This window comes from Binatus sp. (SeqCode), assembly GCF_049584895.1.
In the GTDB taxonomy this organism is placed as follows: Bacteria; Desulfobacterota; Binatia; order Binatales; family Binataceae; genus Binatus.
In genome coordinates this window covers 25371-40796 of record NZ_JBAUYR010000003.1, presented here as the reverse complement: position 1 = coordinate 40796, position 15426 = coordinate 25371, and the positions used below count along the sequence as shown (strand labels likewise).

The window sequence follows — 15426 nt, the reverse complement described above, 5'->3', positions numbered from 1 at the left end:
GATGCAGCGCCCGGAGGTGACTGAATTCGTGCGCGCCAAACTCGTATTCGTTTCGTCGATTTTATTCTTCGTAGTCGCGCTATTCGTTTTTCTTTCTCCTGAACTAAAAAACGTTTCACGTGAAACGTTCGCGTCGGAAACTCCAACCAACGCGGAGGTTTCTGAGGGTTTGACCTGCCAATGCGGCTGCGGTTTGACGGTCGCCAATTGCAATATGCCGACCTGCGGATTCTCAGTGCCGATGCGCCGCGAAATCGATCGCATGATCGCCGAGGGCAAGACCCGCGCGCAGATAATCGCCTTCTATCGGCGTCAATATGGCGAAAAAGTTTTGTCCGCACCGACCACCGAGGGCTTCAACATCCTTGCGTGGACGATGCCGTTCATCGCGCTCGCACTCGGCGGCGGCTTGATGGTGCTAGCCGTCGGACGATGGCATTCGAATCAGCCGTCGGTGTCTTCGGACTCGACGGCGGGCGCGCAGCCGGCGTCATTCGATCCCGAGCTCAGACGCAAACTCGAAAAAGAACTCGAGGAGCGCAGGTAGCCGGTGTTCATCCTCGCCGCCGCGCTGATTGTCGCCGGAGTCGCGCTGTTCGTCGCGGCTCCGCTCGGCATCGGCCTGGTCGGAGCGCGCGCCAAGTCCGCCGGCGAGCTGCAAGTCGAGCGCCACGAGCATGAACGCGCGCTGGCGGTGCAAGGTCTGCGCGAGCTCGAATTCGATCGCGAGATGGGCAAGCTGTCCAACGCCGACTACGAATCGATGCACAAAGCGCTCGAAGATCGGGCGTTGACGGCGATGGCCGCGGTCGAGAATATCCGCGTGCAGGCCGACAACGCCGCGAACGCGAAGAAGCCGAGCGTCACACCTTTGGCCCCGCGCAAGTCCGCGCCAGCGCTGCGGCGCATTGACCCGATACCGACCCTCGTCGTGCACGCCGAACCACCGCGCCCGCCGCAACCTGCGCCGCAGTCGTCACAGTCGCGAAAGATCAGCTTCTGTCCGCAATGCGGGATGCGTGCGGCAATCGATTCGAAGTTCTGCGCGCAATGCGGCATCGCGATCAAACCGATGGGCGCGGCAATCGCCCGGTCCGAGTGATGTCGGCGCCGGTCGTCGAGACTCATAGCCTCGCAAAGACTTACGGTCTGTCGCCCGTGCTGCGGGAGGTGGAGTTGCGCCTGTTGCCGGGCGCGGGTGCATTCGTGATCGGCGGCAATGGCGCCGGCAAATCAACACTGCTGCGAATCCTCGCGGGACTCGAGGCTCCCAGCGACGGTTACGCTCTTGTCTTCGGACAGGACACGCGCAAACTTGCGGCGCGGTACCGGCGTCGAATCGGCGTGGTGGCGCATCAGAGTTTCCTCTACCCGAATCTCACCGCGCGCGAGAATCTGGAATTTTACGGCGAGCTATATTCAGTCGCCGACCCGCATGCGTCCTCCCAACTGTGGCTTGAACGTGTCGGCCTGGCCGACGTTGCCGATTCCCGCATGCGTACATTCTCGCGCGGGATGGAACAGCGGCTGTCTGCCGCGCGTGCGATGCTTCCTGAGCCTGCGCTGTTACTGCTGGACGAGCCGTTCGCGTCGCTCGATCATGATGGAAGCGAAGTAATCGCGTCGCTGATTCGCGGTGCAGTCGAACACGGCGCCTCGGTGATAGCTACCGCTCACGCGATCCCCGAAATAGAAGGCGTGGACTTCGCCGCCTACGAAATTTCGCGAGGCCGCCTGCAGCCGCACGTACATAAGGAGGAGGGGCGGCGCGGCGGGGCGAATCCGCTCGCTGCTCGGTAGATAGAAGCGATGTCGGGATTCACCGCAGTGCTGCGCAAGGATTTGCGTCTCGAACTTCGCAGCGGCGAGAGCACGCTGGCGCTGCTCGCGCTGTCGATGCTGGTGCTGGTCGTGCTCGTATTCGCGCTCGACGCGGCGCGCGTGCGCAGCTTCGAGGTGGCGGCGGGTGCACTGTGGGTCGCGATGGTGTTCGCCGGGATGCTTGGTGCGAATCGCGCGCTGCTCGCCGAGCGCGACAACGGCGCGATTCGCGGCCTGCTCCTGAGCCCGCTCGATCCCGGCACGCTCTACGCCGCCAAACTCGTCGCGGCGCTGATGTTCATGGCAGTCGCGGAGGTGGGCGCGGTCATCCTGATGGTGCTGTTCTTCAATCTTGAATTCGACGCGTCGATAGCGCGCCTCGCGCCGATCCTCGCTCTTGGCGCGATCGGATTTTCCGCGCTTGCGACGCTGCTCTCCGCGATCACCGGACGGACTCGCGGCGGCGATATGTTATTGCCGATTCTCGCCGTGCCGATTTTCGTGCCTGCTCTGATAGCGGGCGTGAAGGCGAGTGCGGCGGCGCTCGCGGGCATACCGCTCGATTCGATGGGCCAGTGGCTGAAGATCATGGTCGCGTTCGACGTGCTGTTTGTCACCGCCGGTTACCTGTTATTCGAGCATGTGGTAGGTGAGGACTGATTTTGCTCCATGACTAATTCCGCGATTCGCAACGGACTCGGATACGTGACGCTGGCGCTGATGATCGCGGCGCTGTTCATGGTATTCGACTACGTGCCGCCTGAGGCCGAGCAGGGAATCGCGCAACTGATCTTTTATTTTCACGTGCCGCTGGCATGGGTCGCTTTCGCGTCGTTCGGAATTGTCGCGATCGCCGGAATATTTTATCTGTGGCTGGGAGATCAGCTGTGGGACGACCTGGGCTACGCCGCCGCCGAAACCGGGATGGTCTTCTGCACGTTGATGATCATCGCGGGTTCGATTTGGGCAAAGCCGATTTGGGGCACGTGGTGGACGTGGGACTCTCGCCTGACGACTACCTTCATCCTGTGGCTGATGTACGGCGGCTACCTGATGCTGCGCGCGAGCGCCGACGATACGCCCCAGGTGGCGCGCTTCGGAGCCGTAATCGGAGTCGTCGCCGCGCTCGACGTGCCGATAGTGATCGCGTCGGTGCGGCTTTGGCGCACCATTCATCCCGCGGTGCTGGTCACCAGGCAGGGCGGGCATGGACTCGAAGACCCGCGGATGGTCGCGACGCTGCTGGTATGCCTGGCCGCATTCACGGCACTATGGGCGTGGCTGCTGATGTTGCGCTTCACGCAGTTGCGCGCGCGCAGCAGGATGAGTGAGCTGGCGGTCAGAATTGCGTTCGCCGACGCGGCACTATCGGACAGCAAGTGATTAAGTTTATTTGATGGAACACCTTGGATACCTGTTCGCCGCGTACAGCATCATCTTCGGGGTGATTTTTCTGTACGTCGTATTCATCTGGCGCCGGCAAGCGGCGCTCGACGCCGAGCTTCGCACGCTGGAGACGCGGATGGCGGCGCTGACGGAAGAGTCAACAGCATCGGCGTCGCAATCACAGCCTGACGCATGATTCGCTGAAATAAGATTTTCCAAACTGAGCATGCTGGATGGAATTTCAAGACTACTACAAAACTCTCGGCGTTGACCGGAAGGCGAGCGATGCGGACATCAAGAGCGCCTACCGCAAGCTCGCCCGCAAATTCCATCCCGACGTCAATCCCAACAACAAAGAAGCCGAGGCCAAATTCAAGCAGATAAACGAGGCCTACCAGGTCATCAGCGACCCCGAGAAGCGCAAGAAGTATGACGAGCTCGGCGCAGATTGGGAGCATGGCGTGTCGCAGGAGGAGATGATGCGCCGATACGCGCAGCAGCAACGGGCGGCTGGCGCGGGCGGTAGCGGTGCGGATTTTGGCGGCGGCGGTGGCGGCGACTTCAGCGATTTTTTCTCACAATTCTTCGGCGGTGGTGGCGGCGGTGGTCGAAGCGGTTTCGGCTTCGGACGCGGCGGCGGCCGCACGTCACGCGGATTTTCCGGCTTCGACTTCGCCAACCAGCCGGTGCGTGCGCCGGACCTGCACGCCGACGTCGGAATCACGATTATGGATGCTGTCAAGGGCGCCAAACGGCGGCTCGATCTGCTTGCCGAGGACGAATGCACCACCTGCGGTGGCACCGGGATGATCTCGCGCGAGGAGAAGCAGGGCAAGGCGCGCGTGATTCGATCAGCCTCGCCGTGCCCGACCTGCAGCGGGACCGGAGTGGTGCAGGCGCGGCGCACCCTCGAAGTCACGATTCCGGCGGGTGTGACGGACGGCACGCAGTTGCGCTTGAAGGGGCAGGGCGGGCGCGGGCCGCGTCCCGATCTGAATGGCGATCTCTTCCTGACCATCCGAATCGAGTCGCATCCGGTGTTTCAGCTCGCGGATCGATCCATCAGGGTTAATTTGCCGGTGTGGGATTACGAAGCAGCGCTTGGCGCCGAGATCACCGCGCCGACCGTCGACGGACGCGTGTCGCTCAAGATTCCAGCCGGGAGCCAGACCGGACGCGTGATGCGGCTGCGCGGGCGCGGGCTGCCTGCGCGCGGCAAGGAGCCGGCCGGCGACCTGCTCTATGAGCTGAAGGTGCTCGCGCCGACGGACATGACCGCCAAAGAGCGCACGCTGATGCAGCAGCTGGCCGATAGCTTCACGGCGCGCGGCGTTCCGGATCCGCGCGCGGAACTGATGGCGTCGAAATAATGCGGAGCTGAGTTGCGATGGCGCGCCGGTCTTCATCTAAAACCTCGACTCGCGGCGAAGTGGTGCTGATGAGCCGCAGCGTGTTCTGCGCAGTCGGCGGAATCAGCGAGCGCGAGTTGGCGTCGTGGGAGCGCGAGGATTTGATCGCGCCGGCGCGCCTCGAGCGAGTACGCGGGCGCCTCGAGGCGCTGTACGATCGCGAGGCTCTGCGCCGGGTGCGCGTAATTCGCACGCTCGCCGAGGAGCTCGAAGTTAATATTCCCGGGATCGGTGTGATTCTGCATCTGCTCGATCAGATGGAGCGGTGATTGAGGTACTTTTGCGGGACCGGGTCGGCCGTGCTAAGTAACATCGGTTCATTCCGCATATTATTTTCAGAAGGACGATGAGATGCTGTTCGTGATTATCGGCCATGACGGACCCGAAGGCGCTGCGCTGCGACCGAAGGTGCGGCCGGCTCATCTCGCGAATCTGCAGCCGTTGGTGAACGCCGGCAAAGTGAAGATCGCGGGGCCATTCACCGACGGCAGCGGCAGTCTTATCATTGTAGATATGGAGAGCGAGGCGGAGGCGATCGCGTTTGCGAATAGCGATCCGTACGTCACGAGCGGCGTTTTTGCGAGGATCGAGGTGAAGCCGTTCAGGCAAGTGTTTCCGGAGTAGTATCGATGGCGGGAGCGTTATCCAGTTTAAAAATCGTCGAAGTAGGCGAGATGGTCTCGGCGCCATATTGCAGCAAGCTGCTGGCGGACATGGGCGCCGAGGTCGTCAAGATTGAGCGGCCGGGCGTCGGCGATCGCGCTCGGACGCGCGGTCCGTTTCCGGGCGACAAACCGAACCCCGAGACCAGCGGTCTGTTCCTCTATCTCAATACAAACAAACGCGGCGTCACGCTCGATATCACAAAGCCCGAGGGCTTCGAGATTCTGGAGAAGCTGGTCGCGGGCGCCGACATCCTGATTCATAACGTCACGCCGCCCGAGATGGATCGCGTCGGACTCACCTACGAGCGGATGCGGCGCGCGAATCCAAAACTAATCATGACGTCGATACTGCCGTTCGGCCTGTCGGGGCCATATCGCGACTACCGGGCTGAGGACCTGACGATCTGGTGCGCGGGCGGCGTGTGCGTGTTGAACGGCGGCGGGCCTGAACATCCGGAGTTGCCACCGCTCAAGACTGCGGGCCATCAGGCGGGCTACCAGGGCGGAGTGCATGGCGCGACTGCGACGATTGCGGCGGCGTTCGCGCAACTCCGCGACGGGGCAGGGCAGCATGTCGAAGTGTCGGTGCAGGAATCGATCGCGTCGATCCTCGAGATGACGTTCGAGTACTGGCCGTACATGAAGATGATCGCGACTCGCCTCGGGCAGAAGCCGCTGCAGCCGGTCGAGACGATGCAATGCAAGGACGGCTACATTTATCTGTGCTGCATCGAGGAGCATCAGTGGCGCAATTTCGTCGAAATCATGGGAAATCCCGAATGGGCGGAGATGGAGATTTTCAAGGATCGGCTGGTCCGCGCGCTGAACTGGGACGCGCTCAAACCGTTGCTCGAAGAATGGGTCAGCCAGCAAACGGTGCTCGATCTGTACCGCAAGGCGCAGGCCAAGCGCGTTCCGTTTGCGCCGGTGTCGACCATGGGCGACCTGCTCAACTCGGAGCATCTCAAGGCGCGCGGATTCTTCGTCGAGATCGCGCAACCGGTCGCGGGCACGCATAAATATCCGGGCGCGCCGCTCAAGTTCGCGCGCACACCGTGGGAAATTCGGATGCCGGCGCCGACCATGGGACAGCATAACGCCGAAGTATTCGGCAAGCTCGGGATAACGCCAACGCGCCTCGACGAACTCAAGCGCAAGGGTGTGATTTAGTAATGGCGAAGCCTCCTCTATCAGGAATTAGAGTTTGCGATTTCACCTGGGTGTGGGCGGGACCGTACTGCACCCTGCAACTGGCGCATCTTGGGGCCGAAGTGATCAGAATCGAGACCAAGACTCGCCCGTGCGTGACTCGCATGCTGCCGCCGTGGCCCGACGGTGTGTTCAACAGCCTCAACAAGTCCGGCTACTTCAATCAATACAATCAGGGCAAGAAATCGCTGTCGCTGAATTTCAAGCATCCCGAGGCGAAGGAAGCGGCGTGGCGGCTGATCAAGAATAGCGACGTTGTGATTAACAACTTCGCGGCGGGCGTGCTCGAGAAGATGGGATTCGGCTACGAAGAAGTGAAGAAGGTAAATCCCAATGTAGTAATGATTACTCTGTCGGGCTACGGCGACACCGGACCGTATAGTCACTACGTTGCTTACGGGCCGGCGCAGGTGCCGTTATCGGGGCTGTCGGCTTTGACTGGCTATAAGGGCTTTCCCCCGATGCACGCGGGGTTCAGCTACGCCGACCCCAACGCGGGAGTACATGGCGCGTTCGCGATAATCAGTGCGCTGTTCCATCGCGCGAAAACCGGCGAGGGACAGTATATCGACATGAGCCAGTGGGAGTGCGCGATGGACCTGCTGGCAGAAGGGATTCTCGAGTACACGATGAACGGACGCGAGCCGGAGCGAAACGGCAATCGCGATCCGTTGATGGCGCCGCATCAGCTTTTCAAGTGCGTCGATCTGCCGGAGAAGATACTTGACGTCACGATCGATCAATGGGTCGCGATAGTGTGTGCGGACGACGCCGAATGGGCGCGACTGGCTAGAGCAATAGGTAAACCGGAACTAGCCAATGATCCGCGATTCGCTACGCTCGCGGCGCGCAAAGAGAATGAAGATGCACTCGAAGCAATAGTCAGTGCATGGACCGCGACTCGGAGAGCTGCCTATGTAGTGGATACTCTGCAGGCGGCTGGAGTCGCGGCGGGAGCATGCGCCGATAACAAGTACCTATCGGAGGATCGGCATCTCACAGAGCGCGAGTACTTTGTCTACCGCGAGCATCCCGAAGTGGGTAAGCGGCAGCATTGCGGAATTCCGTGGCGGATGAGCGGGACGCCGTGCGAGGTGAAAGCGGCCGCCCCCGTGCTCGGGCAACATACTGACGAGGTGATGACGGGGTTGCTCGGCTACAGCGCGGCTGAAGTCGATGCAATGCGCGCGAAGGGCGCGCTGGATTAGAGGTTCATAATCACAATGCGTACTCTCAAGGTTTTGGTCGATGGGCTCGCGTTTCCCGAGGGACCGCGATGGCGTGATGGGAAGTTCTTTTTCTCCGACATGCATGCGCATCAGGTGGTCGCGGTCGATCTGGCGGGTAAGCCCGAGGTCATTTGCGAAGTGCCGAATCGGCCGTCGGGGCTTGGATGGTTGCCGGATGGGCGAATGCTCGTGGTGTCGATGACGGATCGGAAGTTAATGCGTCTCGATCGCGATGGCCTGAAGACAGTGGCCGACATGACCAAGCTCGCGCCCTTCGATTGTAACGACATGGTGGTCGATGCGCGCGGCCACGCGTACGTCGGGAACTTCGGATTCGATTTGCACAAGAACGAGACTCCGCGCGGGACGACGCTGGTGATGGTTGGCGCGGACGGCGTCGCTCGCGTCGTGGCCGAGGAAATGATGTTCCCGAACGGGATGGTGATTACGCCGGATGGGAAAACGCTCGTCGTTGGCGAGTCATTCGGGCAGCGTTTAACGGCGTTCGATATTGGCGCGGACGGCTTGCTGAGCAATCGACGCGTGTGGGCCGATATCGCGGGAAGAGTGCCTGATGGAATTTGTCTGGATGCGGAAAATGCAATCTGGGTGGCGTGTCCGACCGCATCGGAAGTGATTCGGGTCAAGCAGGGTGGCGAGATTGTCGAGCGGATAAAGGTCGAGACGGACGCGTTCGCATGCATGCTCGGCGGTCCCGACGGGCGGACCCTGTTCATTGCGACGGCGCCGAATTCGGATCCGGAGAAATGTCGCGCGACGCGCGGTGGGAGAATCGAGACCACTCAAGTCGAAGTTCCGCGCGCGGGCTTGCCGTGAACGCTACTGGCGTGAACAACACGCGCGTGGCGTAATGATTTGCGATGGGTGTTAACGGACACAGCGAAAACGAGACTTTTCGCGCGCGCCGCAAACGCATGATGGATGCGATCGCGCCAGGCGCTACTGCGATCATGCCCAGCGCGCCGGTTGCGGTGCGATCGGGCGACGTCGAGTTCGTGTATCGGCAGGACAGCGACTTCTACTACCTGACCGGATTCGCAGAGCCGGAGTCGGTCGCGCTGTTGTCGCCGGGGCATCCGGACGGCGAATTCGTAATGTTCGTGCGGCCGCGCGACAAGGAGCGGGAGACGTGGACTGGCAGGCGCGCGGGAATCGAGGGCGCGATCATCGAGTACGGCGCGGACAAGGCCTACGTGATCGACGAGCTCGAAAAAGTTCTGCCCCGCTATCTCGAAAAAAGTGAACGTGTGCATTACCCGCTCGGGCTCAACGAAAAGATGGATGAGCGGGTGATGAAGCTGATTCGATGGGCGCAGACGATGCGGCCGCGAATCGGGATGGGGCCGTCGGCGATAATCGATCCGCGCGACATCATCCATGAGGCGCGGCTGATGAAGGAGCCCGCGGAACTCGAGGCGATGCGTCGCGCGATGGCGATTTCAGCCGACGCGCACAAACGCGCGATGATGAAGGCGCGCGGCGGGATGCGCGAATGGCAGATCGAGGCGGAGGTTGACTACGCGTTTCGCTCGCAAGGCGCGACGGGGCCGAGCTATCCGTCGATCATAGCGTCGGGACCCAACGCGGCGACACTGCACTACATCAGCAACGATCGCGAGATGCGGACCGGCGAGCTGCTGCTGATCGACGCGGGCGCGGAGTACGATTTTTATGCGGCGGATATCACGCGCACGTCGCCGATTGGCGCGCGCTTCTCAGGCTTGCAGCGCAGTTTGTACGAAGTAGTGCTCGACGCGCAGCTCAAAGCGATCGACGCGATCAAGCCCGGTGCGCATTTCGACGATCCGCACGAAACCGCTCTGCGCGTGCTGGTTGACGGCATGAGGCAGCTCGGAATCCTGCAAGGATCGGCAGAAGAAATAATCGAGAAGGGCGCGTATCGCCGCTACTATATGCATCGCACGAGTCACTGGCTGGGCATGGACGTGCATGATGTTGGGCTTTACCGGGTGGACGGTTCGTCGCGAGTGCTCGAGCCAGGGATGGTACTGACGGTCGAGCCGGGGCTGTATATCGCTCCCGACGACGACGAAGTCGCTGACAGTCTTCGCGGGTTGGGGATTCGAATCGAGGACGACGTGCTGGTGACGCCAGACGGTCACGAAGTGATGACGGCCGCGACGCCGAAATCGATTGCGGACGTCGAAGCACTGACTACTGCGCAATAGTCAATTCAATAGTATATCCAGGAATGACAACTGCTGCGCTGGTCCTGACAAGCTACCGTACAATTACCGATTTCGTTTCGGCAATAGAATTCGTCATTGCCGTGTAGCTCGCATACCTGGTAATTGCGATTGCATTCGTACTGGCATTTGGTCTGTGCGTAGTCGCATCGATTGGCGCATCCTGCGACGAACAGTCCCATTCCCGCGGCCACGAGCAATACCTTCGCGCTCACGAGCGGGACTGCGTTACAGTTCGAGCGCGCTCGCACTGCCGACTATGGTCTTGGTTCCGTCAGCCTTGTCGCACCAGACTTCAACTTCCGCGCGTGAGCGGCTGCCCTCGGGGTGACGCTCGACTATCAAGCCTTTCGGCCCGGTGACGTCGTTGCCCCACACGACGTTGACGAGCCGCAGATCCATCTTGCCGCCGTAGAGGAAGCCGGGGCCGAAGCGTTTCGTCATCATTTCGGCGACGAGGCATACGGAGAGCATCCCCTGCACGACGATTTCCGGAAATCCCAGCTCGACCGCCTTTTGCTTGTCGTTATGGTAGTTGCGGACGGGCCCTGAAAAAGCCATGCACATATCTTCGGTGATCTTGCGCATCGGAGATTCGATCGGATCGCCGCCGCGCTCGCCTATTGTGAATGATCGCGACGAATCCTTCTCGCGCGACTTATCGACGACGAACCCCTGCTTGGTTTGTTCGGGGAGCAGGAAGCTCTGATGGGTGCGGCTGCGCGAGACGATTTGCCCCGACGCGTTGCTGACGAGGACCTCGTTTACGACGTACTCGCGATCGCGCTTGACGTAGCGGTCGACGATTACGGCGCGAGTCGTGAGCCGCTCCCCCACCATCACGGGCGCGAACAGGCTCCATTCCTGGCGCGCGTGCAGGTTGCCGTAAATGTTCGGCAGATACCACCCGAGCGAGTGGTAGACGGCGTCGTAGAGAATCAGAGCGGGCGCGACAGGGCCGCCGAACGGAGACGGGCCGCGATACCACGGATTGTCGTCTCCGGTGCCGGCGACGTACTTAGCGACGAACTCGGGCGTAATGTCGTAAGTGACGCCGCCGAAATCGCGCCCGACGTAAACCTCTTTGCGATCGAAAATTTCCTTGGCCATCGTGCTGTCCTGAGCGCGCTAGTTTTTCTGTTTGGTTTTGAGGCGATCGTTGAACTTGGCGGCGTCGACTACCGCGCGTCGATGAGTCCCGGAGCCAATCTGCTCGACGTCATCGAAGGCGCGCACGATAAACTCGAGTCGCCGCCCCTCGACCTTGGTCACTTCGGCTTCAGCGCGAGCGCGATGCCCCGGCGGCGTCGCCGCAGTGTGGCTGACTTCAACCGACATGCCGACGGAACTCTCGCCCGCGTCGAGAAACGGCTTGATCGCTTCGATAGCAGCCTGTTCCATCATCGCGACCATTGTCGGCGTCGACAGAACCGATGCGAGCGACGAATCGAGTTCGCTCGCGAGATGCCGCGTCTCGACGATCTGTTCGAACTTGCCTTTGGCTCCAACTGGTACGGGTTTCATAGCTTAGAGCACCGCGCCCAGGATTTGGATGGAAAGCGTGACACATACAAACATTCCAACGGTGAAGAAAATTGTTCGCCATGGTTGCATGCCGTTCAGGTACGCAATCGTGTGCAGGATTCGCGCGATGACGAAGATCGTGAAATAGATGTAGGCGCCTTCGGGCCAGCATCCGACCGTGACGTAAATCAACCCGAGAAACAGGAACATAGGAATGTTCTCGAGGTCGTTGCGCCAGGCCATCGCGGCGCGCTTGACGATCGGCGCCTCCTCCAGCGCGGGCGGCGCCTGCGCGAAGAAGCGCGCGTCTTCAGCCGTCACGAATGTTTTCGTGTTGACTCGCCCGACACCCTGAACCACCGAGATCGCGATCATCTTGAAGAACAGAATCACAGTAGTCAGCGCGTAAAACTGGTATTCGCTCATCCGCAGCTATCTCCTCAGTCCCATGGTGTCGAGCTTCTTGACGATCCATTCGACGCGATCGTTGCCCCAGAACGGTTCACCGTCGACGATGAAGGTCGGCACGCCGAAGACGCCGTCGCGATCGCCCGTCGCGAATGCCTCGGACAGTTCGCGCTGGCCCTCGTGGGCGGCGTAGCGCTGAAATGCGTCAGGGTCGAGCCCCGTTTCCTTCATGACGCCGGCGAGAGCGGAGGCGTTTTCGATATCCAACTCGCGCTTGAAGAAGCGCTCGAAAACGCGGTCGGAGTACGGGCGAAAGAGGCCGTGCCTGTCGGCAAACAATCCGGACATGAGAGACAGTTTCGAGTCAAAGATCTTCTGCGGTCCGCGGATGATCATGCCGCGCGCATTCGCGTAGCGCCGGGCGTCCAGGTACAGGTACCTGACCTTTCGCCATTCGCGCTCGGGCCGCTCCTCCAGTTCGCCGCCGAATGCGCCGCGGACGTTGAGCTCGTGCGGGATGTAATGCAGGCGGACGCTATGCGATTCCATCAGGGCGTACGCAGGATGCATCGCGAGATACGCGAAGGGGCTCTTGTAGTCGTAGTAAAGTTTGATGGTCAGGAGTTCTTCGGCCATGGATGAGGGTTTAGCATCACGGCCGCAAGACAGAAAGAAGTGGCGGGCGCTGGATGAATCGACACCCAAGGGCGCAGTTTTCGCCTCCTTTAAGGATAATTTCATGGCGGCAAGAGATGTTTTGATATCCTAATTTATATATAGCTGCTTTATCAAGCTTTAAAACAAATAAATCTAAGTTTGAAAGAAAAAAAAGAGGGTACTACATGCTTGACTTAAGTATGACATATTTAGTACATCCAATAGGCAGTGAATTGTAGTTTGACGAAGTTGGTTAGTAGTCAGTTTGGAGAGTTTTTATACTATTTGAGTAGGTAATCAATACATACCAACTAGGTTTTCCTACAAATAGTAAAGTTACGAAAAACGCATGGACGGAGGGACAAAAAATGGACGTAATCAGAAAACTCTATGTGAAGGCCGATAGTTTCGCGCGCGGCCAGACGATGGCTGAGTATGCGCTCATCCTGTCGTCGATCGCCGTGGTGGTTTATGCGACCTTGCATACCACCGGCACTGCCATTAGCACGGTGGTGAACACCGTGGACGGCAAGCTTTAGGGAAAGCATGAAGAGGGGCGCCTCGAGAAGCCGCCGTAATTCACACCTCTTAGATGAGCGGTTCGTGGATTGCTTCGGCGGCTTCCGAGGCTGCTTGTTTGCGATGGGGATCCGCGCCCAGGACGAGGGCCAGCACGCCGCTGACTGAAATCAGAATGCCGACGACTTCACGCCTCGTTGCGCGCTCACCCAGAAACATCACCGCGAACAAAATCGACAGTATCGGGATGCCCGGGACGACCAGGGCCGTCGTCCACGCCAGCGAGAGCCGGTTGATAGCGCCGTACCATGTGAGCCCGCTCAGAAAATACACGAAGAAACCGGTGACCATGATGACGCCGAGCGTGGTTGGATCGGCAAGTTGCAGCAGCGCGTCGCGCCGGAAAATCAACAGCATCGCCGTCAGCACAATCGACGCGTAAAGGAAGCGGCCGCCGGTCATCGAGGTCGGTGTCAGCGGCGGCATCAGCTTCAGCCCCAACACGTGCGACGTCTGCCAGAACAGCGGAGTCGTGAAGATGATCGCCGACGCCCATAGCGGTGAAAATGAGCCGCCACCAGCGAACACCGACCCGATCCCAACCAGCACGGTTGCGGTCGCGAGCACCTGGCGAATCGACGGCCGCTCACCGACGAAGATCGTCGAGAGCACCAGCGAGTAGACCGGCTCGGTTTGCAGCAGCAACACTCCCGCGACCGCGCCAATACGGGTGAGTCCGTAGGTGAGCGTGAGACTGGTCATCACGGTTCCCGCCATCGCGATCATGAACAGCCGACCGCGGTAGCGCGGGTCGAAGATCAACCTCAACTCGCCGGTGAACTGGAGCACGGGAATCGTGCATAGCGTCGCGAATACGACAGCTCCGGTGCAAAAAAGCAGGGGATCGAGATGAACCGCGCCCCATCGCGTGATGACGGGCTGACCCGCGCCAATGATCGTGTTGATGATGCATAGCGTCAAACCCACCTGAAAGGCGCGAGCGCGCAGAGCCGTTTCGTGGGCGACAGGCGGCATCGAACCCGCCGAGGTCTCGGTGGACATCGATTACGCCCGCGCTAACGCGACCGCGACCACGACTGCGGCGAGCATGATTCGATAGATCGCGAACGGCCGGTAGGTGTTGGTTCGCACATAATTCAGTAGCCAGACGATTGCGATCAGACCGAAAACTGCCGACGCCCCAAATCCCCATCCAAGCTGTGGTGTAACGCCGGCGTTGAACGCCTTGTGCGCTTCATGAAGGCCGGCGCCCGCGATGATCGGCGTCGCCATCAAGAACGAGAAATTGGCGGCGTCCGCGCGTTCGATTCCAAGAAAGCGCGCGGTCGTGATCGTTGCGCCGGAGCGGGAGACACCGGGGATAATCGCGAGTGCCTGGCTGAACCCGATGACGATGGCGTCGACGAAGGTGAGGTCGTCTATTCTGCGCTTTTTCGACCCAAACGCGTCAGCCGCCCACAGAATAAGGCCAAGTGTAGCAAGCGTGATAGCAATCAGCACTGGCGATCGAAAGATCGTCTCGGCTTGCTTCTCGAGTAGAACTCCGATGATTGCCCCAGGTATCGAAGCGACTATCAATAGAAGGAGTAACCGGCGGCGGACGCGATCGCCGTTGACGAACGACATGGCCATCTCGAGCCATTCGCGCCAGTAGAAGACTACCAGCGCCAGCAGCGTCCCGAGGTGAAGCACGACATCGAAGGCAAGACCCGGGTCTTCCTGCCATTTCAAGAGCCACGGGACCAGTATTAAATGACCCGAGCTTGAGACCGGCAAAAACTCGGTCAGCCCCTGAACGATGCCCAGAACGATAGCCTGAAATACTGAAAACATAATAATTTCAGCTACTTAAGAACGGTTGCGCCATTTCTTCGCGATCGCGCCGCGTAGCTCACATGCCTACGAAACTCACCGATAAGTGAAAACATATCCAAAATGCTCCTTGACCGGCCCGCTGCTTCGTCTAGAATTGGTGCCTGCAAGCGGAGAGTAAACGTGGGTAGCGGGAGGCGTTACTGCCTATGAATCGAGTTGCCAGAGGCAAAGTAGTTCCCTTGCGGGAAGTGAACGCAGTTGAGTCGGACGGCGCGCCGGACCAGTCTGGCGTTTGGGACAACATCAATCCGGGCGAGCCGCGTCCGTTTCCGGTAGTTTCAACGCTGCCCCGCCTGCCGGTGATGATCCCGGACGAGATTCTTGACTACTACGGATGGGTATTCTGCCAAGGCGGATTCCTCAATCTCCAAATGACGTTCGAGCAGTTTCTAGCCGTGGTCGCCGCCGTAAGTCCTGCGGGACTAAGCCCGGAATACGACGCGAGCGAGGCATCTTACCCCAACGATTGATCCGC

General features: G+C 60.1%; 21 protein-coding genes. 15 read left to right on the top strand and 6 right to left on the bottom strand.

Annotation, left to right across the window (positions count from 1 at the left end):
* The 13 genes from WB650_RS00870 to WB650_RS00810 all read left to right on the top strand — a co-directional run.
* On the top strand, positions 1–547 hold a 547-nt coding region (locus WB650_RS00870), incomplete at its 5' end, for a cytochrome c-type biogenesis protein (protein ID WP_423959070.1).
* A 3-nt stretch (positions 548–550) separates the two neighbouring features.
* Complete coding sequence (ccmI, locus tag WB650_RS00865; RefSeq protein ID WP_422307803.1) at positions 551–1102, top strand: c-type cytochrome biogenesis protein CcmI; 552 nt, start codon at positions 551–553, stop codon at positions 1100–1102.
* Positions 1051–1800, top strand: a complete 750-nt coding sequence (locus WB650_RS00860) for an ABC transporter ATP-binding protein (RefSeq protein WP_423959068.1) — start codon at positions 1051–1053, stop codon at positions 1798–1800. Before ccmI ends, WB650_RS00860 begins: the two co-directional genes overlap by 52 nt.
* A 9-nt stretch (positions 1801–1809) precedes the next feature.
* Positions 1810–2481: a heme exporter protein CcmB gene (locus WB650_RS00855; protein ID WP_423959066.1), complete on the top strand. Its 672-nt coding sequence runs from the start codon at positions 1810–1812 to the stop codon at positions 2479–2481.
* A gap of 9 nt (positions 2482–2490) precedes the next feature.
* Positions 2491–3204: a cytochrome c biogenesis protein gene (locus WB650_RS00850; RefSeq protein ID WP_423959064.1), complete on the top strand. Its 714-nt coding sequence runs from the start codon at positions 2491–2493 to the stop codon at positions 3202–3204.
* Positions 3205–3217: 13 nt separating this feature from the next.
* Positions 3218–3403 carry a CcmD family protein gene (locus WB650_RS00845; protein WP_422300839.1) on the top strand — a complete coding sequence of 62 codons (186 nt, stop codon included), beginning with the start codon at positions 3218–3220 and terminating at the stop codon, positions 3401–3403.
* A 37-nt stretch (positions 3404–3440) separates the two neighbouring features.
* Positions 3441–4577, top strand: a complete 1137-nt coding sequence (locus WB650_RS00840; RefSeq protein ID WP_422300838.1) for a DnaJ C-terminal domain-containing protein — start codon at positions 3441–3443, stop codon at positions 4575–4577.
* A 17-nt stretch (positions 4578–4594) separates the two neighbouring features.
* Positions 4595–4885: a chaperone modulator CbpM gene (locus WB650_RS00835; protein ID WP_422300837.1), complete on the top strand. Its 291-nt coding sequence runs from the start codon at positions 4595–4597 to the stop codon at positions 4883–4885.
* Positions 4886–4967: 82 nt separating this feature from the next.
* Positions 4968–5240 (top strand): YciI family protein, encoded by a 273-nt coding sequence (locus WB650_RS00830; protein ID WP_423959063.1) that lies wholly within the window; start codon positions 4968–4970, stop codon positions 5238–5240.
* 5 nt (positions 5241–5245) lie between these two features.
* Positions 5246–6451 (top strand): CaiB/BaiF CoA transferase family protein, encoded by a 1206-nt coding sequence (locus tag WB650_RS00825; protein ID WP_423959061.1) that lies wholly within the window; start codon positions 5246–5248, stop codon positions 6449–6451.
* Between the two features lie 2 nt (positions 6452–6453).
* Positions 6454–7698 (top strand): CaiB/BaiF CoA transferase family protein, encoded by a 1245-nt coding sequence (locus tag WB650_RS00820; protein WP_422303826.1) that lies wholly within the window; start codon positions 6454–6456, stop codon positions 7696–7698.
* A gap of 9 nt (positions 7699–7707) precedes the next feature.
* Positions 7708–8556, top strand: coding sequence for an SMP-30/gluconolactonase/LRE family protein (locus WB650_RS00815; protein WP_422303829.1), 849 nt, complete (start codon positions 7708–7710; stop codon positions 8554–8556).
* A 44-nt stretch (positions 8557–8600) separates the two neighbouring features.
* Positions 8601–9929, top strand: coding sequence for an aminopeptidase P N-terminal domain-containing protein (locus WB650_RS00810; RefSeq protein ID WP_423959059.1), 1329 nt, complete (start codon positions 8601–8603; stop codon positions 9927–9929).
* 246 nt (positions 9930–10175) lie between these two features.
* Here the strand turns inward: WB650_RS00810 and WB650_RS00805 are convergent, their stop codons facing one another.
* The 4 genes from WB650_RS00805 to WB650_RS00790 are packed head-to-tail and all read right to left on the bottom strand — an operon-like array spanning position 10176 to position 12515.
* Positions 10176–11057 carry an FAS1-like dehydratase domain-containing protein gene (locus WB650_RS00805; protein ID WP_423959057.1) on the bottom strand — a complete coding sequence of 294 codons (882 nt, stop codon included), beginning with the start codon at positions 11055–11057 and terminating at the stop codon, positions 10176–10178.
* A gap of 18 nt (positions 11058–11075) precedes the next feature.
* Positions 11076–11471 carry a thioesterase family protein gene (locus tag WB650_RS00800; RefSeq protein WP_422302161.1) on the bottom strand — a complete coding sequence of 132 codons (396 nt, stop codon included), beginning with the start codon at positions 11469–11471 and terminating at the stop codon, positions 11076–11078.
* Positions 11472–11474: 3 nt separating this feature from the next.
* A complete protein-coding gene (locus WB650_RS00795; protein ID WP_423959055.1) occupies positions 11475–11897 on the bottom strand; it encodes an MAPEG family protein in 423 nt (140 codons plus the stop codon).
* A 6-nt stretch (positions 11898–11903) separates the two neighbouring features.
* Positions 11904–12515 carry a 2-hydroxychromene-2-carboxylate isomerase gene (locus tag WB650_RS00790; RefSeq protein ID WP_422302158.1) on the bottom strand — a complete coding sequence of 204 codons (612 nt, stop codon included), beginning with the start codon at positions 12513–12515 and terminating at the stop codon, positions 11904–11906.
* Between the two features lie 389 nt (positions 12516–12904).
* Between WB650_RS00790 and WB650_RS00785 the strand changes: the two genes are divergently transcribed.
* Positions 12905–13075: a Flp family type IVb pilin gene (locus WB650_RS00785; RefSeq protein ID WP_422302156.1), complete on the top strand. Its 171-nt coding sequence runs from the start codon at positions 12905–12907 to the stop codon at positions 13073–13075.
* 49 nt (positions 13076–13124) lie between these two features.
* Here WB650_RS00785 and WB650_RS00780 read toward each other — a convergent pair whose 3' ends face one another.
* On the bottom strand, positions 13125–14117 hold the full coding sequence (locus tag WB650_RS00780) for a DMT family transporter (RefSeq protein WP_423959053.1): 993 nt from the start codon (positions 14115–14117) through the stop codon (positions 13125–13127).
* A gap of 3 nt (positions 14118–14120) precedes the next feature.
* Positions 14121–14909 (bottom strand): undecaprenyl-diphosphatase UppP, encoded by a 789-nt coding sequence (uppP, locus tag WB650_RS00775; RefSeq protein WP_422302152.1) that lies wholly within the window; start codon positions 14907–14909, stop codon positions 14121–14123.
* Between the two features lie 188 nt (positions 14910–15097).
* Here uppP and WB650_RS00770 point away from each other — a divergent pair, with 188 nt between their 5' ends.
* On the top strand, positions 15098–15421 hold the full coding sequence (locus WB650_RS00770) for a hypothetical protein (RefSeq protein ID WP_422302151.1): 324 nt from the start codon (positions 15098–15100) through the stop codon (positions 15419–15421).
* Positions 15422–15426: the final 5 nt, after the last annotated feature.